Here is a 15,639-nt window from a genome sequence, read left to right as displayed (position 1 = left end):
TCAGCCAGTATGACCGGGTAGCCGCCTGGGGAATTGAAGGTAAATCAGATTTAGCCGATGCTTTTTATCGCATTCGGCTAGGTAAAAAGGCACTTGCACACGCCAAAAGCTTGAAAAATCAACAGCTCATCGATTGGCTAAAACTCGACCAGAGTCACTGCTTGCTTGATGATCAACCGTGTAAACTCCCCCCATACCGCGAGATGAAGGCCGCAGCGCTGCGCGGTGGTTCAACCATAGTTCAACCATTCCCCAACAACGTGATCAGCGACAAAAAACGGGCTGAAAATGACCTCAAAACCGCTTCTGGAGCCGATTTCAGCGATTCCTTTTCGGAAAACGACCGGGTGCTTTGGCAGATGATTCAGCGATTTGGGGAGGGAAAAAGCGACTCAGGCATAGTTACCGAGATTTTGGGCTTTACCGGGCAACGCTACGGCAAGGGCAAGGACTTACTAGAACGACTCAGGAGGGAATTCGGTAATTAATTTGAAAAGCGATCGCAGGCATCAGGAATTGCGATCGCTCAACACAATTATCAGTTTGGAGTTTTACGTTGTCAAAAATAACACATTCATAGATATGACTGAAACAGAAATAACTAACAATATTCCCCAACCCGATGCAAATTGGGACTATTACGAAGTGTGGCAATCATTACACAGTATTAAAAATAAAATTGATGCCGGGTTGAAGTTTATAGCTGATCAAGAAAAATCCACTCCTGCCACTGATCAAGAACTCAAAGGAATGCTTATGGATACAGTCGGGAAGCTAGAAGAAATTATTGATTTTGATTTAACTGTGCCGTTTGAATAACCGTCTGATGAGCCGGCTTGACTCCCCGGCGAAACCCCTTTTTAAGGGGTCGCGGTCTGAGTCCAAATCAGAACGCACAGCACGACAGCCAGCAACTTAGGGCTTTTGCTCAGAATCAAGCTGTATGGCTTTTTTAGTTTCGTAAGCTCGGTTACTGGTTGTGTACTGTTCCCTTCCCTGTGTCGCCAGCAGTTACAGCTGCTGGCATTGCCTTGAGAGTGAAGCAAGCTGCTAGGGCTTACGGGTGATTCATAGGCATTGACTACAGGACAACAAACACCACCCAGAAGAAAACAAAATGATTAAAGTTTTGGGACTTGATGTCAGCAAGTCCTCAATTTCGGCTTGTCTTCTAGAGACTAAGCCCGATTCACCACGTCAATTCTACTATGAGTGTCCGTTCTATCGGTTCAGTGCCAACAGTGCTGGAATCAAGGCACTGCTGGCACTAAACGCGGATGTTGCAATCATGGAACCCACAGGAACCAACTACTCACGTCTATGGGGTACGCACCTTGCCCGTGCAGGAGTAGAAGTGCGCTTGGTCGGTCATAAAGAATTGAAAAACTACCGAGCGCATCACCTGGCATTACCAGATAAAGATGATGATGCTGATTCACTGGCTTTGGCCTGTTACTACTTGGACTACTGCAACGACAAGAAACGATTTGTACAAATTCGTGATCGTAAAATTGTCAGAGTCAGAGAGTTGGTGTTAAGGCTGGCACACCTTAACCGCGTCCAAAATCCCATTATTAATAGGTTGCGTCAGGATTTGGCGTGGCAGTTTCCCGAAGTTGCTCACGTTAAATCAAAGCGGCGGCTTGACGGAGATGAAGTGCCTTTGTTGTGGGGTTGGTTAGCTGAGGAGCGCAAGGCCAAACGATATGACCTACTCTACAAAGACAGTGCGGGGCTAGGCATTACAAGCACAGTTCGCTTTCACGCCAAGCGATTGTGTGACTTGCAACGCGAAGAAATCATTATTGAGAGAGAATTAGCTCAACTGCTTACCGATGATAGATTTCAGCCATACGTCGAAGTTTTCCACAGGTTCGGTTTTGGCGATCGCTTGAAAGCTGTTTTGATTTCGCAAATTTACCCGCTGTCTGGCTTCCTAGATGAAGATGGTAATCCAGAAGTTTGCATACGCCAGGGGCGAAACTCAAAAAAACCAACTAAACGCCACCTTTCGCTGAGGAGATTTCAAAAGGCTTTAGGAGTTGCGCCCAGCTTGGAGGCATCTGGCGACAAGCGAAAAACCAAAGTTGTTGGCGGTTCCGACCTGTGCCGACTGTCGTTGTGGCAGTGGGTTTACACCCGACTTGAACCTAAGCGATCGCGCTTGAAAAATGAGATTGGTGAATTTTTGGGTGAGAAGCTGGTAGCTGAAAAAGAAGCAGGCCGCCCAATCAAACTAGTCAGAATGAAGATTGCAGGGATTGGTACACGACTGCTATTTCGAGAATTAGTAAAGGAGTTAACCAATGACCAATGACCAATGACCAATGACCAATGACCAATAACTAACTAGAGTGAAACTAAAACGCAATATTTAATCGCCCAAGCCAATGCTAAAAATAAACGACTAGGACTATGGCAGCAGATGAATAACTATCGCTAATTTTCATAGTTGATTGCCGCAAAAAATTCAGGACATTCCGAAAAGCCTTCTTTCCTAGCCAATTCAGTTAAGAAATTAAAGCAGACTTCCATAGCTTATCTTTCGTTACACAATTTAAGGTAAGATCAAAAACCTGCCTATAAATAATCATGATGCTTGCTGACAGGAGATGCTTCTATGGCCCGGATGTACTATGACGAAGATGCCAATTTAGACCTTTTGGCTGGAAAAACTATTGCTATTATCGGCTATGGTTCCCAAGGTCATGCTCATGCCCTGAATCTAAAAGATAGCGGTTTGAATGTGATTGTCGGGCTATATCCAGGAAGCAAGTCAGCACAAAAAGCCGAAGCCGCTGGCTTAACCGTGAAAAATGTTGCCGATGCAGCTAAAGCGGCTGACTTCATCATGATTTTGCTACCCGATGAAGTGCAAAAAACAGTTTACAAAAACGAAATTGAACCTAATTTAGAAGCTGGAAATGTGGTAGCTTTTGCCCACGGCTTTAATATTCATTTTGGACAAGTTGTCCCACCGGCTGAGGTAGATGTGGTGATGGTAGCACCCAAAGGCCCTGGTCATTTAGTGCGCCGGACTTATGAACAAGGACAAGGCGTACCTGCGTTGTTTGCTGTTTATCAAAATGCTAGTGGTCAGGCACGCGATCGCGCTATGGCTTATGCTAGAGGTATCGGTGGCACTCGTGCTGGTGTCCTCGAAACAACTTTCCGTGAAGAAACCGAAACTGATTTATTCGGCGAACAAGCAGTATTGTGTGGCGGCTTAAGCGCCTTAATCAAAGCTGGTTTTGAAACTTTAGTCGAAGCTGGTTATCAGCCAGAATTAGCTTATTTTGAATGTCTGCACGAAGTCAAATTAATTGTTGACTTGGTTGTAGAAGGTGGTTTAGCGACAATGCGTGATAGCATTTCCAACACCGCAGAATATGGTGATTACACTCGCGGCCCTAGAGTTGTTAACGAACAAACCAAAGCGGAAATGCGGAAAATTCTCCGCGAAATTCAATCAGGACAATTTGCCCGTGAATTCGTTTTAGAGAATCAATCTGGTAAACCAGGATTTACGGCAATGCGTCGTCAAGAAGCCGAACACCCCATTGAAGTAGTTGGTAAAGACTTACGGGCAATGTTCAGCTGGTTGAAAAAAGTCTAATCAGTTTCAAAGCTGAGATTTTTTATGTATAGAGACGCATCTGATCGGGTCTCTATACATAATTATGAAAATTTGTCAAGTTAATCATCTAACAAACTCATTAATGACTGCATTTCTGGGTCTTGTGCCTCAGATAGCTGACGGCGTAAGTCTAATATTTGATTATTTAATGCTTCAGATGTATAAAGCATCTGAGATTCTTGGGCGATTTTTAATTGACTTTCCTTAATTCTGATTTTTCTAAGCAGTTCATCTACAGCATAGATTGAATCATAATCTTGAGAAATCATAGCCTTAAATTTATTTAAAATTTTCAGTAGTAAAACTAAACTAGTCGTTTTGATGATTGATTAGCTTGCATTGCTAGAGATTATACATGGTTTAGCAGCAGACATATCATTAGATTGATTACATTTAATGAACTGGGTAACTATATCTTGTAGGGTGGGCAATATCCACGAAGTAAAAATCAGCATTGCTCACCTAACTTTAATGGTTATAAATTAATTGGTGCTTATTCATCTGACATCATACACGGATATATTTTTACACAACCTTTACATAACCTGAGAGCATACAGACAAACTCACAAAAAATTCAGGTTTTGTTTATACAGGGGCGCTTTTACCACATCAGGGATATTGGCTGTGCGATTTACTTAAGTAAATCCCTACAAGCCTTTGTAAAAACTATATGAATTTACTAGAACACGGTTGCTTTTTCTCACAGCCATTATTTATATTGACTATAGACTGTGAATGATGACTTTATTATTCATCAAAATTCCATCTTTTCCAGATCTAATTCCGCTTAACTGTATAAAGTTTATTCAAACAATCACCTAAATTTCTATATCTAACTCCAGAGAGAAATAGGGATGTGATAAATATCGCAGAGATGCAATACTTGTTATCTCTCAACTAATTGCTATATGGCAATATTGGTGAACTTAGTCAAGTCTAAGCTAAATTTTTGCTGCCAAAATTCTCAATTCTCATAAATAGGAAAAGAAAATGCAAGATATCCTAGAATATATTAAACAACAAGAAAAAATTTTTTCTCAATTACCTTTTTTTCAATTCTTAACAGATAGCAGTATTGACCCTTATCAGCGATTAGCTTGGTTTCCTTGTTTAGCTCATTTTGCAATGAGTTTTAAAGATTTGAACAATGACATCCTCAAAGATGAATTGAGTAATCATCCTCTACAAAAAATCATTAATCAGCACGCACTTGAAGATGGTAGTCACTGGAAATGGTATCTCAGAGATCTCGAATTATTAGGGATTGATCAGGTAATGCGATTTAGTGACTTCCTCAAATTTATGTGGAGTGAGAAAACCCTGAAAACTCGCCGTCTCTCGAATAATTTAGTGGCGCTGTGTCGCTATGAAACTGACATAGTACTCAAAATAGTGATTATTGAAGCAATTGAAGCCACAGGAATTACTGCCCAGGGTGCAATGGCACAAGTTGGGGAAGAATTGCGCGCTATAACTAATAAAAAGTACTTGTATGTTAGTCCAAATCATTTGAAGGTAGAAAATGCACATCTTCAATTTGGCATAGAAGAAAACCAAAATGAAAATTTTCTGCTCAATATTGAATTGAATGCAGAGCAAAAGGCTAGAGCATTAGTGTTAATTGACTATGTTTTTGATAGCTTTACAGAATGTATGGATGGGCTAATGCAATTTGCTAGTCAACATAGATTTAAAGAATTGGTTGCTAGACCTAAATATGCTTTACCTAGATAGAATTTGCAGTTAAGATTATTTTGATTTTTTGTTTGTACCATTTTTTAATGCTTGCGCCAATTGCTCTGTACTGAGGAAATTTAACAGAGTCATATTCAGTGGAGTTTGACTAATATATTGAGCATAGGATGGCTGCAAATAGGGACGGTATTCAGCATTGTTTAAGAGATTTGTTTCCATGAAAGCTACACTTAAGGCTTTCAGGTAGGAATAAACTGGAGCAGGATCTGGCCCTAATAACCCAGATGGTACTGGCAAAACATTATTTTCAGGCGTGGACTCTTGTAAAGCAGAAAAATGGGTAGCATTCTCAATTAATACTAAATATTTGTTAGATTCATCTAGCCAAGTAAAGGGGCGAATTTGTTCTGGGATTGCTGGGGCAAAAATATCTTGGCTACCTGTGACTAACATAGTGGGTACTTTGATTTGACTGATACCACTTTCACCCAAGACAGAACTGTTAATTGGATTAATGGCCATGACGGCTTTAATGCGTGGATCTTGTAGAGTATAGTCTGCTGGTGGCAACTCAGCGGCTTGACATTGCAACAATAGAGATAAATTTAAAGAGTTATTGGGATAACAATCTCGACGTAGCTGGGAAAAATTTAGTTTAGCTCCGGCTAAAGTCAACACCGTGTAGCCACCAAAAGAATGTCCAATCAGTCCGATTTGTTGAAAGTTGAGTTTGCCTTTGAGGCTAGAATTAGATGTCTCTAAACGTTGGAGTTCATCAAGGACAAACTTGACATCTAAAGGTCTATCGATGAATTCTCTGGGTTGTGGTGGCCCGGCTAACCCGGCAAAGTATTGCTGAAAGCGTTCGGCATTACTACCGGGGTGTTCCAAGACAGCTACGGCAAAACCATAAGAAACTAAATGTTGCGCCAGATAAGCTAAAGCATAGCGATCTGAGGCTAAACCATGAGAAATCACAATTAAGGGAAAGGAAGTTTGGGCTGTGCTTTCTGGGACATAAACATCTACCGGCAGACGACGATCGCGTTTAGCATCATTTAACTCAAAGTAAAGTTTTTGAAACTGCAATTTTCCTGGCTGGCGCAAATCTGGCTTTTGGGAAAAATCTATGTTTGCGTTGCTGGTTTCGGCGATCGCCTGTTTTTGCAAATATGCCACAGCGGCATCTCGATCTTTCAATAATTCTGATAAATTATTGACTATCTTGATTCCTTCCTCAAAATTTAATTTAATAGTTGGCGAAGGAAACTTACGCATAATATTGACAACAGTCAAGCCCTCTTGAGGATCTGCCGCAGCTAAAATAAAAGCAGCCCGTAGGGCATAAAAACCATTTTGGCGAGATTCAGTTAATAATAGTTCTCCTAACCGTTTTACTACTTGTTCTCCTATGGGTGAATAAGTAAACTGTGATACTAAAGTAGGTGTGGCACTAAATCTCTGCTGTAATAGTTCCCTGAGTTGCGCCAGTTGTTGCGGTGTGGCACGTTGAGCATAAGTGTCTAACTCCCCAGTAATTTTCCCTTCTTTGGCAAAGGCTTCTAGAGCATCTGTCGATAAAGAAAATTCTCCAAAAGGAGGATAAAAGAAGCTAATGCGTTCGGCTCCCCAGCTAGGAGCGGCTGATAAAAGTGTAGATAGCAAGCCCAAACTCAGGTATTTCAGCAATTTTTTCATAAGTTATTGATAAATCCAGAATTATCAAGGTTATATAGGGATGCGATCGTTAATATAAAAGGTTTTGCAGGACAAAAGTTAAACCTCAAAAGAAATAATACTTTGGTGGTATCTCTGTTTGAAAATCTGGGATTATTTTCCCTAGGAGTTACGGATGAAAACAAAAAATCAATGTTTGCGGAAGAGTGCAGGGGTATAGTGGTCTAGGCACTCACCTTTACACCCAATCTCAGTGACTCATCTTTGTGCGTAAGTAATGACACCGTAAATAAAGCACCCATGATAAATTGCTGAAAAGCTCACGAAGCTTTTTAAAAGTTTGGTAGCTAAAAGCGTCTATGCTGGAAAAATAAGAGCGATAATGGATATGGAATTCAATTTAATACTTAACTTATGTCTACAGTTTCCTGCACTAGTTGTGTCGTGGTTCTCAACCAACAACAGGAACAAAATATCTCTCACCAACAACAGTGCCAAGATGAGCCAGTAAACCATAGTCAGACTAATTGTAAAAACTCTACAGTGGTCAAAAATGGTCGCGTTGTTGTTGTCTCCGAACAAGAACAAACCTAGGATACCAGCACATCCCAAAACCCATAAAACATGAGTTAGGAATTTACGAGTTATCCGACAGAAAAGACGACGCGAAAACCGCAAATCCTTAAACCGCCATCTGATTCATTCCAACTGCGGCTGGCGCTGCGACACAATTCTGCACCGAAGTTCCAGGAACCACCGCGTAGCACTCGGCGGTTGATATCACCACCCTCTTCCCAAACTCTTCCATCTGAAGGTGCGCCTTGATAATTGTTGTGCCAAGGGTCTGCACACCATTCCCAAACTAACCCGTGCATATCATACAATCCAAAGGCGTTGGCTACCTGAAAATTCCCTACATCGGTGGTTTCTTTGCGATATCTGGTTTTGCCTTCCATTAAATAGGTATCGCTGTCGCTGTAGTTGACTAGTTCTGTGGTGATTTTTTCGCCAAAGTGAAAGGATGTGGTAGTACTGGCGCGACAAGCATATTCCCATTCGGCTTCGCTGGGGAGGCGATATTCCCGTCCGGTTTGTTGCGATAGCCTCACGCAAAATTCTATAGCTTCGTGCCAAGAAACGTTTTCTACTGGTCGATTCAGTCCTTTAAATTTAGAAGGGTAGGGATTTAAGGTTTGTTTGACTTTGGGTAAGGCGGTAATAGCACGCCACTGTGCTTGGGTTATAGGATATTTACCCATAAAAAAGGGTGCGATCGCTACTCGATGTTGGGGACGTTCATCTGCATCACCTTCAAAGGTGGGTGAACCCATTAAATAAGTACCACCGGGAACCGCTACCATTTCTAGGGTTACACCTTTGCTCAATTCTTCCACAAAGAACTCGGCTGTAGTGCGATCGCGGTTAACTTCTCTACCACCTGTGTCTACTGTGACGACTGCAAATTCACAGGTTTGTAAAGGCGGTAATGGTTTAATAATTTTTGGTTCTATTGGTAATTTTATAAATGTCGCTTGTGTTATTTGTGGTTCAATAATTACTGTTTTAGCAGATTTTAAATCATTGAGAACTTCTGTTGCTGATTGATATCTATCACTCGCTAAATGTTGCAGTAATTTATCGAGGATTTTCCTTAAGTCTTCACTAATATAAATACCTTGGGGTTCTAAATATTCTTGCCATAACCACTGACCGTTCATAGCATCATAAAGGGGATCTTTAATTTGTCCATAAGCATCTTGAATGGGTAAACATTGCGTTAGTAACCGGACACAAGTTACACCCAAAGCATATAAATCACTGGCGGGGCAAGCAAACCCAGCCATCTGCTCACTGGGAGCATAACCCATTGTGTAAATTACTGTAGCTTGTCTAGCTATACTGGTTTGGGTTACTTGTTTTGCCCCACCAAAGTCAATTAATACTAATTTGCCATCGCTATCACGCCGGATAATGTTCTCTGGTTTGATATCTCGATGGACAAAGTTACAAGCATGAATAAATTCTAATACTGGCAATAAATCAGTTAATATTTTACGAATTTTCTCTTCGTTAAAAGATTGCTCTTGAACTTCTTCTAATAGTGTTTTACCTTGGATAAATTCTTGCACTAAATATAAACTAGAAGCTTGGGCAAAGTAAGCTAATAATCTGGGAATTTGACTATGATTTTCTCCTAGTTCATACAGTCGAAATGCTTCTTCTTTGAAGAATTCCGCTGCTTTAGTACGTTGTCCGGTTCCTTGAATTTGCGGAAAGAACTGTTTAATGACGCAAGGTGCATCTAGTCTATCTGCATCTTCAGCTGCGTAGGTTTTACTAAATCCGCCTTCGCCTAATAGTTTTAATACGCGGTAACGGTTTCTCAGCAGTTCGCCAAAACTACTGTGTCCGCAACTTATGCAAAATCTATTGCCGTCAGCATTGAAGGGATTTGAACAATTGGGATTTTGGCAGATTTGCATAACGAGGAGGAGGTAGCAACTTGTCCAAAGTTAGCCCCAATATTATCGAATTGAAAACCGATTTCTAGACAAATAAATATAAACTATATTTCATCTGCTCTGCATAGATACCAGGATGAAAAAATACAGATGAGATTAATTTATTTGCCCCTCTGTTTTGGGTACTCTTGAAATTTGAGAATTAATGATAGCACTAATTTCCATTCCAACAGGAATCATAAGACGGAAATATTGCCATTGTCAAGGGTATTTGATGATAGATGTAAGTACAAATTAACGCCGAATAGATTTGGTAATAATTGATATATTGTGATTTATTTACCTGAAGAGAATCCAGCGGAGAAAACTAGAATTTAGTATAAATTATGTACGAAATAACAGATAAATAAACAGTGAAGTAACATCCTAAGCTGAAAATCCGCAGCAAAACAATGATCGGTGCTTCTTTTCCTGTACTAATTGTTGCTGAATTATTTTTAATCAGTTGGTGATCTATTTTTACAGTAACTACTTGCGCTCTCCTAGAATCCGCATTAATTCAGCTACAAAAGCTACAATCGCTGATACAATAATTAGTAACATACTGAGAGCATTAATATCAGGTTTTACGCCACCTTTAATCCGACTAAAAATTTCCATCGGCAAGGTGTTGTAACCGCTACCAGCAGTAAAACTGGCAATCAGAAAATCATCTAAGCTGAGAACAAAAGCCAGCAGACAACCTGCCACAATTCCCGGCATTAACTGTGGCAATAATACTTTAATAAAAGCTTGTATTGGTGTTGCACCTAAATCTAATGCAGCTTCTTCTAAGTGCGGATCTAAGTTATTTAATCGTGATGCAACTACCAGCCCTACATAAGCTAGGCAAAATACTATGTGCGCGGCGATAATTGTCCATAAACTCAAAGGAATAGCGAAGGCGGCGAGAAATACCAAGGTGGCAACTGCGATCGCAATATCAGGAATAATTAAGGGTAGGTAAGCTACACCACGATACAAACTCTTGCCAGGAAATTGATAACGCGCCAATCCCACCGCCATTAAGGTTCCTAACACTGCGGAAATTCCCACAGCGCCAAAGGCAACTATCAAACTATTGTTCAAAGCGGATAAAATGCGATCGTCACTGAAGAGTTTGCGATACCAATCGAATGTAAATCCTTGCCAAGTTGCACTGTAAGGAGACTGGTTAAAACTATAAAAACCGAGTACCAGTATAGGCAGATACATGAAAATAAACATAATTATTGATAAAACCGCCTGCCATGCGACACGCGGTTTTTTTTGTGTTGGAGAAATATTCATGTTTACAGTGTATTTATTTTCTATATTTTCCTAGCGTATCTAATTTAACTCAAAAGTTTAAAAAATAGGGGTGTACGGGAAGAGAACGCATTGATTGTGGGCGCTGAAATCAGGTTATGGCAATTAAACTCAGATGGACAATGGGGAAAAGTCGGTCAAAACCTGATTTTTATGTTGTGGACATTGCCGGATACGAAAAATCAAGGGTTTTGGGAAGGGTGCAAGGGTGTACTCACAAGTTGAGGTTTTTAACAGAGTGATGAGTCATTACTCTAAAAATCACAATTTAATCAGGGTTCCATCACCCTTACACCCCCACACCCTAAATCAATGATTTTGGGGCAGAATGTAAAAAACTTATACTTGTCAGGCAAGGGTGTAGGGGTATATGGGTGTACTTATTCCAAACCCTTACACCCTATTTTCACAGACAATCTTTGTGCGTAAGTCCTGGTTGATTGAGAATAGTGCAAGATATTTTGGATGATGTCGTTATCGCGGTATGCACTTGAATGAGATCCAGAATTGAATGCAAAATCTACCCTGTTTCCTGGTACATACCATCAACACTACTGCAAACAAATTTTTTCTATGCACCAAATTTACCTCTTGAGGAGAGTGAAATTTCACTACAAAGGTAGACAACTTTTAAAGTAATAAGAGCCTAATATTTTCATGTGCTTATTTATAAAATTGGTTTTCAAAGTGAGTTGATAGTGCTAAGAAAAAATGCTGAGTTTTAACGCATTAGTGTTGAGAAATAGACACTATTAATTCCAATTAATCTTTTAGGAGGTTTGCAATGAAAATAGCTCAAGTTGCTCCACTATGGGAGAGAGTACCACCTCCAGCTTACGGGGGTATTGAATTAGTAGTGGGGCTACTGACAGATGAATTAGTTCGACGCGGACATGAAGTTACTCTATTCGCATCGGGTGATTCTATTAGTTTAGCCAAGCTAGAATCAGTGCATCCTCGTGCCTTGCGACTCGATAAGGATATCAAGGAATATAATATTTATGAAATGTTGCAGTTAGCTTCTGTCTACGACAGGGCAGGTGAGTTTGATATTATTCACTCTCACATGGGTTGTGCCGCCTTGCCTTATGCAAATCTTGTTCATACCCCGACAGTCCATACTTTACATGGAATTTTTACCCCTGATAATCAAAAGATGTTTCAATATGCGAAACGTCAACCTTTTGTCAGTATTTCTCATACTCAAAGGGAAAATTCACTAGGTTTGAACTATGCAGCCACAGTTTACAACGGTATAGATGTTAGTAGTTACAAATTTCATCCCGAACCGGAAGAACCGCCTTATTTAGCATTTTTAGGTCGGATATCGCCAGAGAAAGGGCCACATTTAGCAATTGCCATTGCAAAACAATCGGGTTGGCGATTAAAAATGGCTGGTAAAGTAGATGTGGTTGATGTAGATTACTTTGAAAGAGAAATTAAGCCTTTAATTGATGGCGAACAAATAGAGTATTTAGGTGAAGCAAATCATCAACAAAAAAATGCTCTCATGGGTGGTGCAGTAGCTACTTTATTTCCTATTACTTGGCGAGAACCCTTTGGTTTAGTGATGGTGGAATCAATGGCAGCAGGAACACCAGTAATTGCCATGAAATTAGGTTCGACAAGTGAGGTAATTGCCGAGGGAGAAACGGGTTTTCTCTGTAATAGTGTGACAGAGTGTGTGAATGCAATAAACAAAATCGCAGAGTTAGACAGATATACTTGCCGTCAGTATGTCGAAAATCATTTTAGCCTTCAGCGGATGACGGATGGTTATGAAGAGGTTTATCGGCAAATTCTCGAAAAGAAATTTGCTAAAAATGGTCATGTCCGCAGTCATCTGACTTCTGGAATTATCAAGAAATAAATCATTTTTTGATAGGGTGCGAGATACAAAAAAATCGCATCCTCTTTTTAAGAATGCGTTTGCCTGTCTATTTGAAAATTAAAAAGCCTATTATCTAGCTTGTTTCAGAAAAACGACTTGACAATCTTCACCACCGTATTTCTGACAAGTTTCTAAAGCAAATTTTTTAGCGAGAGATTGTTCACTACCCCAGCCTGTGCCATAACTACCATCAGAACCGACAGCTAAAGCTCCCCAAGCATTTTTAAACCACAATGGTGTTGTACAATCTTTAGCCCCACTTTCACGAATACATTTATTTAAGGCTGCATTTATTGCTGCTTGCTTTGTTTTAGCAGTTCCTGACGAGTAAATTCTAGTAGATGGAGAATAAGAAATAGCTCCAAATACAATTTTGGCAGAACCAGCTTGGGCATTCTGGGTGATTGCAGGTAACATCGAGATAACTGCGATCGCTGTCAATAAGCTTCTTTTAAAATCTACTTTTAACATATTATTTCCTAATAAGATTAGGTGGTGACTACAACACATTTTGGTGTGTTGCAACTATTATTTGCTACGTTAATTAATTTCAGGATTCGCGTTTATACTCATCTTTTGATGAAGATATGCTTCATAAATAATTGCCCAGCTAAAATTCCCGATTTTTCAAACAAGTCAGGAATCTTCTGATGCACAAGAAAGGGTAAAGATTTTCAGTTTTACCCTTTACAAAACATTACATATTTCGATTAAATCCTAGAGTTGAGCGCGGATGGTTTCAATTCTTTTGCGGTTAACACCTAAATCACTTTGACCTAAACGAGAAGCGGAACGGACTTGAATGACATTAGCATTCCGGTCTAGATAAAACTCTACATCATCAACAAATCCCATCAAAGCACTTTTAAATTCGGCATATATATAGTCCTGACTTTCAGTAATAATTGTGGTTCTAGGTAAGGACTGAATGATACTTTTGAGATTAGCGATCGCTTGTTCTGGACTAGTATTAAAAGTTAGTGGTGCAATTTGGTGAACTGTATCTGTACTTTGGCTAGATACACAATTAGGCGAATTAGGGCAAGCTGCTAATTTGCCATTGCTTACACCCAAGTTATTCGGACGTTTACCTGCAAATATCATAGTTTTGTTGGCTGATGGGGAAGTAGCTGTTACATCCCTAATTTACACGCAGTAATTAATACTTGCTGATTCATGGTGGAAATGTGTTATTCCCCAGAGGATACAACGGTGATGCGATCGCTCTATGATCCGGTAAGTACTGTCTAGACAACAACAAGTTATGTCGCCAACAATCTCGATTAACGATAGTCAGCGCTTACAACTCAAACCTCTAGAAATCCCCTCCAAGTTACTGTTAGGGCCAGGCCCCTCCAATGCCCATCCGACAGTTCTCCAGGCAATGAATACCCCACCTCTGGGACATCTTGACCCAGATTTCTTAGGGCTGATGGATGAAATTCAGTCCTTACTGCGCTACGTCTGGCAAACTGAAAATCCTTTAACTATCGCTGTCAGTGGTACGGGTTCTGCTGCAATGGAAGCAACTATCGCCAATGCTGTAGAACCCGGCGATGTTGTTTTAATTGGTGTGGCGGGATACTTTGGTAATCGCCTTGTTGATATGGCTGGGCGATATGGTGCTGATGTCCGCAGCATTACCAAACCTTGGGGACAAGTTTTCTCTTTAGATGAACTCCGTAAGGCAATGGAAACCCATCGCCCGACAATTTTGGCTTTGGTTCACGCCGAAACTTCTACAGGTGCGCGTCAACCTTTGGAGGGTGTTAGTGAATTGTGTCGAGAATTTGGCACGCTGTTATTAGTCGATACTGTAACTAGTCTTGGTGGTGTGCCGATATTTTTAGATGAGTGGGGAGTAGATTTAGCCTATAGCTGTAGTCAAAAAGGCTTGGGTTGTCCGCCTGGGGCTTCACCTTTTACCATGAGTCCTCGTGCTTTGGAGAAATTGCAGCGTCGCAACACGAAGGTGGCAAACTGGTATTTAGATATGACTTTGCTGAGTAAGTATTGGGGTAGTGAACGGGTCTATCATCATACAGCCCCAATCAACTTGTATTATGCTCTGCGGGAAGCACTGCGGTTAGTTGCCGAGGAAGGACTAGCTAACTGCTGGCAACGTCATCAAAAGAACGTGGAATATTTCTGGGACAGGCTAGAAGATGTCGGACTGAGTTTGCACGTTGAAAGGGAGTATCGTTTGCCAACTCTGACTACAGTCCGCATTCCTGAAGGGGTTGATGGCAAGGCGATTGCCCGACAGCTATTAACAGAACACGGAATTGAAGTTGGCGGTGGACTAGGAGAACTGGCTGGTAAAGTTTGGCGCGTTGGGCTAATGGGCTTTAATAGCCGTAAAGAAAATGTTGACCGATTAATAGAAGCCTTGGGGCAAGTTTTGCCTAAATAGTTTTAGCCGGGGTTAGGGGTTAGAGATTAGGGATGCTGAAAAAAACTTGAACGATTTTTCTCTACTCCCTATTCCCTATATTCATAAATATTTAATATTGGTGCGTTAACAGGGAGATAACGCACCTAAATAATAATGGCGATGCCTTACGACAAGCTGCAAAGCGTCTACGCACCCTTAATCCTTCAAATTTCAAATTAAATAACAAATCGACACTTTAAGCTACAATTTCTTCGCGTAGGCAATCAAAAACAACCATAAAAGACGCATCAGGCATCATTTGACGGAGGCGCTGCATATAACCATCAGCATCGGAACGACTGCGAAAGCGAGCGACAATTTCTCTTTGGGCATCGGGTTGTAAACGAGCAATTGCCCAAGCATTGAGGCGTTCTTTGTAAGCGATCGCCTGATTTTCGTTCTGATTAGCTTTGTATTCCGTATTTTGTGGCATGATTTAAAATATCCGTGTGTAATTTTCAGTGAAGGCGTTACTGACTTCTCTTGGCGGGGAT

Annotated in this window: 14 protein-coding genes and 1 pseudogene; 8 read left to right on the top strand and 7 right to left on the bottom strand. The window is 40.7% G+C overall.

What is annotated here, in order from left to right; genetic code table 11:
- From IQ244_RS22025 to ilvC, 4 genes and pseudogenes are all read left to right on the top strand, one after another.
- Nucleotides 1-488 (top strand): annotated as a pseudogene (locus tag IQ244_RS22025) (hypothetical protein); the annotation flags it as partial.
- Between the two features lies 1 nt (nucleotide 489).
- Nucleotides 490-819 carry a hypothetical protein gene (locus IQ244_RS22020; RefSeq protein WP_193898024.1) on the top strand — a complete coding sequence of 110 codons (330 nt, stop codon included), beginning with the start codon at nucleotides 490-492 and terminating at the stop codon, nucleotides 817-819.
- Between the two features lie 298 nt (nucleotides 820-1,117).
- The gene (locus IQ244_RS22015) at nucleotides 1,118-2,317 is read left to right on the top strand and encodes an IS110 family transposase (protein ID WP_193898023.1); all 1,200 of its coding nucleotides are present in this window, start codon (nucleotides 1,118-1,120) and stop codon (nucleotides 2,315-2,317) included.
- A 303-nt stretch (nucleotides 2,318-2,620) separates the two neighbouring features.
- Complete coding sequence (gene ilvC / locus IQ244_RS22010; protein WP_193898022.1) at nucleotides 2,621-3,616, top strand: ketol-acid reductoisomerase; 996 nt, start codon at nucleotides 2,621-2,623, stop codon at nucleotides 3,614-3,616.
- Nucleotides 3,617-3,696: 80 nt separating this feature from the next.
- On the opposite strand, the gene IQ244_RS22005 is transcribed toward ilvC, so the two are convergent.
- Nucleotides 3,697-3,906 carry a hypothetical protein gene (locus IQ244_RS22005; protein WP_193898021.1) on the bottom strand — a complete coding sequence of 70 codons (210 nt, stop codon included), beginning with the start codon at nucleotides 3,904-3,906 and terminating at the stop codon, nucleotides 3,697-3,699.
- A 723-nt stretch (nucleotides 3,907-4,629) separates the two neighbouring features.
- Between IQ244_RS22005 and IQ244_RS22000 the strand changes: the two genes are divergently transcribed.
- The gene (locus IQ244_RS22000) at nucleotides 4,630-5,373 is read left to right on the top strand and encodes a hypothetical protein (protein ID WP_193898020.1); all 744 of its coding nucleotides are present in this window, start codon (nucleotides 4,630-4,632) and stop codon (nucleotides 5,371-5,373) included.
- 15 nt (nucleotides 5,374-5,388) lie between these two features.
- Here IQ244_RS22000 and IQ244_RS21995 read toward each other — a convergent pair whose 3' ends face one another.
- Entirely contained in the window at nucleotides 5,389-7,032 is a 1,644-nt protein-coding gene (locus tag IQ244_RS21995) for an alpha/beta hydrolase (protein WP_193898019.1), read from the bottom strand.
- A 393-nt stretch (nucleotides 7,033-7,425) separates the two neighbouring features.
- Here IQ244_RS21995 and IQ244_RS21990 point away from each other — a divergent pair, with 393 nt between their 5' ends.
- Nucleotides 7,426-7,605: a hypothetical protein gene (locus IQ244_RS21990; RefSeq protein ID WP_193898018.1), complete on the top strand. Its 180-nt coding sequence runs from the start codon at nucleotides 7,426-7,428 to the stop codon at nucleotides 7,603-7,605.
- Between the two features lie 50 nt (nucleotides 7,606-7,655).
- On the opposite strand, the gene IQ244_RS21985 is transcribed toward IQ244_RS21990, so the two are convergent.
- Both IQ244_RS21985 and IQ244_RS21980 read right to left on the bottom strand, forming a co-directional pair.
- A complete protein-coding gene (locus IQ244_RS21985; protein WP_193898017.1) occupies nucleotides 7,656-9,494 on the bottom strand; it encodes a bifunctional serine/threonine-protein kinase/formylglycine-generating enzyme family protein in 1,839 nt (612 codons plus the stop codon).
- Nucleotides 9,495-10,001: 507 nt separating this feature from the next.
- Complete coding sequence (locus IQ244_RS21980) at nucleotides 10,002-10,802, bottom strand: ABC transporter permease (protein WP_193898009.1); 801 nt, start codon at nucleotides 10,800-10,802, stop codon at nucleotides 10,002-10,004.
- 802 nt (nucleotides 10,803-11,604) lie between these two features.
- Here IQ244_RS21980 and IQ244_RS21975 point away from each other — a divergent pair.
- Nucleotides 11,605-12,690 (top strand): glycosyltransferase family 4 protein, encoded by a 1,086-nt coding sequence (locus IQ244_RS21975; RefSeq protein ID WP_193898008.1) that lies wholly within the window; start codon nucleotides 11,605-11,607, stop codon nucleotides 12,688-12,690.
- Between the two features lie 90 nt (nucleotides 12,691-12,780).
- Here the strand turns inward: IQ244_RS21975 and IQ244_RS21970 are convergent, their stop codons facing one another.
- Both IQ244_RS21970 and IQ244_RS21965 read right to left on the bottom strand, forming a co-directional pair.
- Nucleotides 12,781-13,182, bottom strand: a complete 402-nt coding sequence (locus tag IQ244_RS21970; RefSeq protein WP_193898006.1) for a DUF4189 domain-containing protein — start codon at nucleotides 13,180-13,182, stop codon at nucleotides 12,781-12,783.
- A gap of 246 nt (nucleotides 13,183-13,428) precedes the next feature.
- Entirely contained in the window at nucleotides 13,429-13,815 is a 387-nt protein-coding gene (locus IQ244_RS21965) for a DUF1499 domain-containing protein (RefSeq protein WP_193898004.1), read from the bottom strand.
- Between the two features lie 160 nt (nucleotides 13,816-13,975).
- Here IQ244_RS21965 and IQ244_RS21960 point away from each other — a divergent pair, with 160 nt between their 5' ends.
- The gene (locus IQ244_RS21960) at nucleotides 13,976-15,124 is read left to right on the top strand and encodes an alanine--glyoxylate aminotransferase family protein (RefSeq protein ID WP_193898002.1); all 1,149 of its coding nucleotides are present in this window, start codon (nucleotides 13,976-13,978) and stop codon (nucleotides 15,122-15,124) included.
- 217 nt (nucleotides 15,125-15,341) lie between these two features.
- On the opposite strand, the gene IQ244_RS21955 is transcribed toward IQ244_RS21960, so the two are convergent.
- Nucleotides 15,342-15,578, bottom strand: a complete 237-nt coding sequence (locus IQ244_RS21955) for a hypothetical protein (RefSeq protein ID WP_193898000.1) — start codon at nucleotides 15,576-15,578, stop codon at nucleotides 15,342-15,344.
- Nucleotides 15,579-15,639: the final 61 nt, after the last annotated feature.

Origin of the sequence: Nostoc sp. LEGE 06077 (assembly GCF_015207705.1) — a bacterium.
Classification (GTDB): Bacteria; Cyanobacteriota; Cyanobacteriia; order Cyanobacteriales; family Nostocaceae; genus Nostoc_B.
The sequence above is the reverse complement of the archived record's forward strand: the minus strand, read 5'-3'. Positions and strand labels throughout refer to the sequence as shown.

Bases quoted from the DNA above. Each gene is read 5' to 3' on its own strand.
- IQ244_RS22015 (WP_193898023.1), top strand. From the start codon at position 1,118: ATGATTAAAGTTTTGGGACTTGATGTCAGCAAGTCCTCAATTTCGGCT.
- ilvC (WP_193898022.1), top strand. From the start codon at position 2,621: ATGGCCCGGATGTACTATGACGAAGATGCCAATTTAGACCTTTTGGCT.
- IQ244_RS22005 (WP_193898021.1), bottom strand. From the start codon at position 3,906: ATGATTTCTCAAGATTATGATTCAATCTATGCTGTAGATGAACTGCTT.
- IQ244_RS22000 (WP_193898020.1), top strand. From the start codon at position 4,630: ATGCAAGATATCCTAGAATATATTAAACAACAAGAAAAAATTTTTTCT.
- IQ244_RS21995 (WP_193898019.1), bottom strand. From the start codon at position 7,032: ATGAAAAAATTGCTGAAATACCTGAGTTTGGGCTTGCTATCTACACTT.
- IQ244_RS21990 (WP_193898018.1), top strand. From the start codon at position 7,426: ATGTCTACAGTTTCCTGCACTAGTTGTGTCGTGGTTCTCAACCAACAA.
- IQ244_RS21985 (WP_193898017.1), bottom strand. From the start codon at position 9,494: ATGCAAATCTGCCAAAATCCCAATTGTTCAAATCCCTTCAATGCTGAC.
- IQ244_RS21980 (WP_193898009.1), bottom strand. From the start codon at position 10,802: ATGAATATTTCTCCAACACAAAAAAAACCGCGTGTCGCATGGCAGGCG.
- IQ244_RS21975 (WP_193898008.1), top strand. From the start codon at position 11,605: ATGAAAATAGCTCAAGTTGCTCCACTATGGGAGAGAGTACCACCTCCA.
- IQ244_RS21970 (WP_193898006.1), bottom strand. From the start codon at position 13,182: ATGTTAAAAGTAGATTTTAAAAGAAGCTTATTGACAGCGATCGCAGTT.
- IQ244_RS21965 (WP_193898004.1), bottom strand. From the start codon at position 13,815: ATGATATTTGCAGGTAAACGTCCGAATAACTTGGGTGTAAGCAATGGC.
- IQ244_RS21960 (WP_193898002.1), top strand. From the start codon at position 13,976: ATGTCGCCAACAATCTCGATTAACGATAGTCAGCGCTTACAACTCAAA.
- IQ244_RS21955 (WP_193898000.1), bottom strand. From the start codon at position 15,578: ATGCCACAAAATACGGAATACAAAGCTAATCAGAACGAAAATCAGGCG.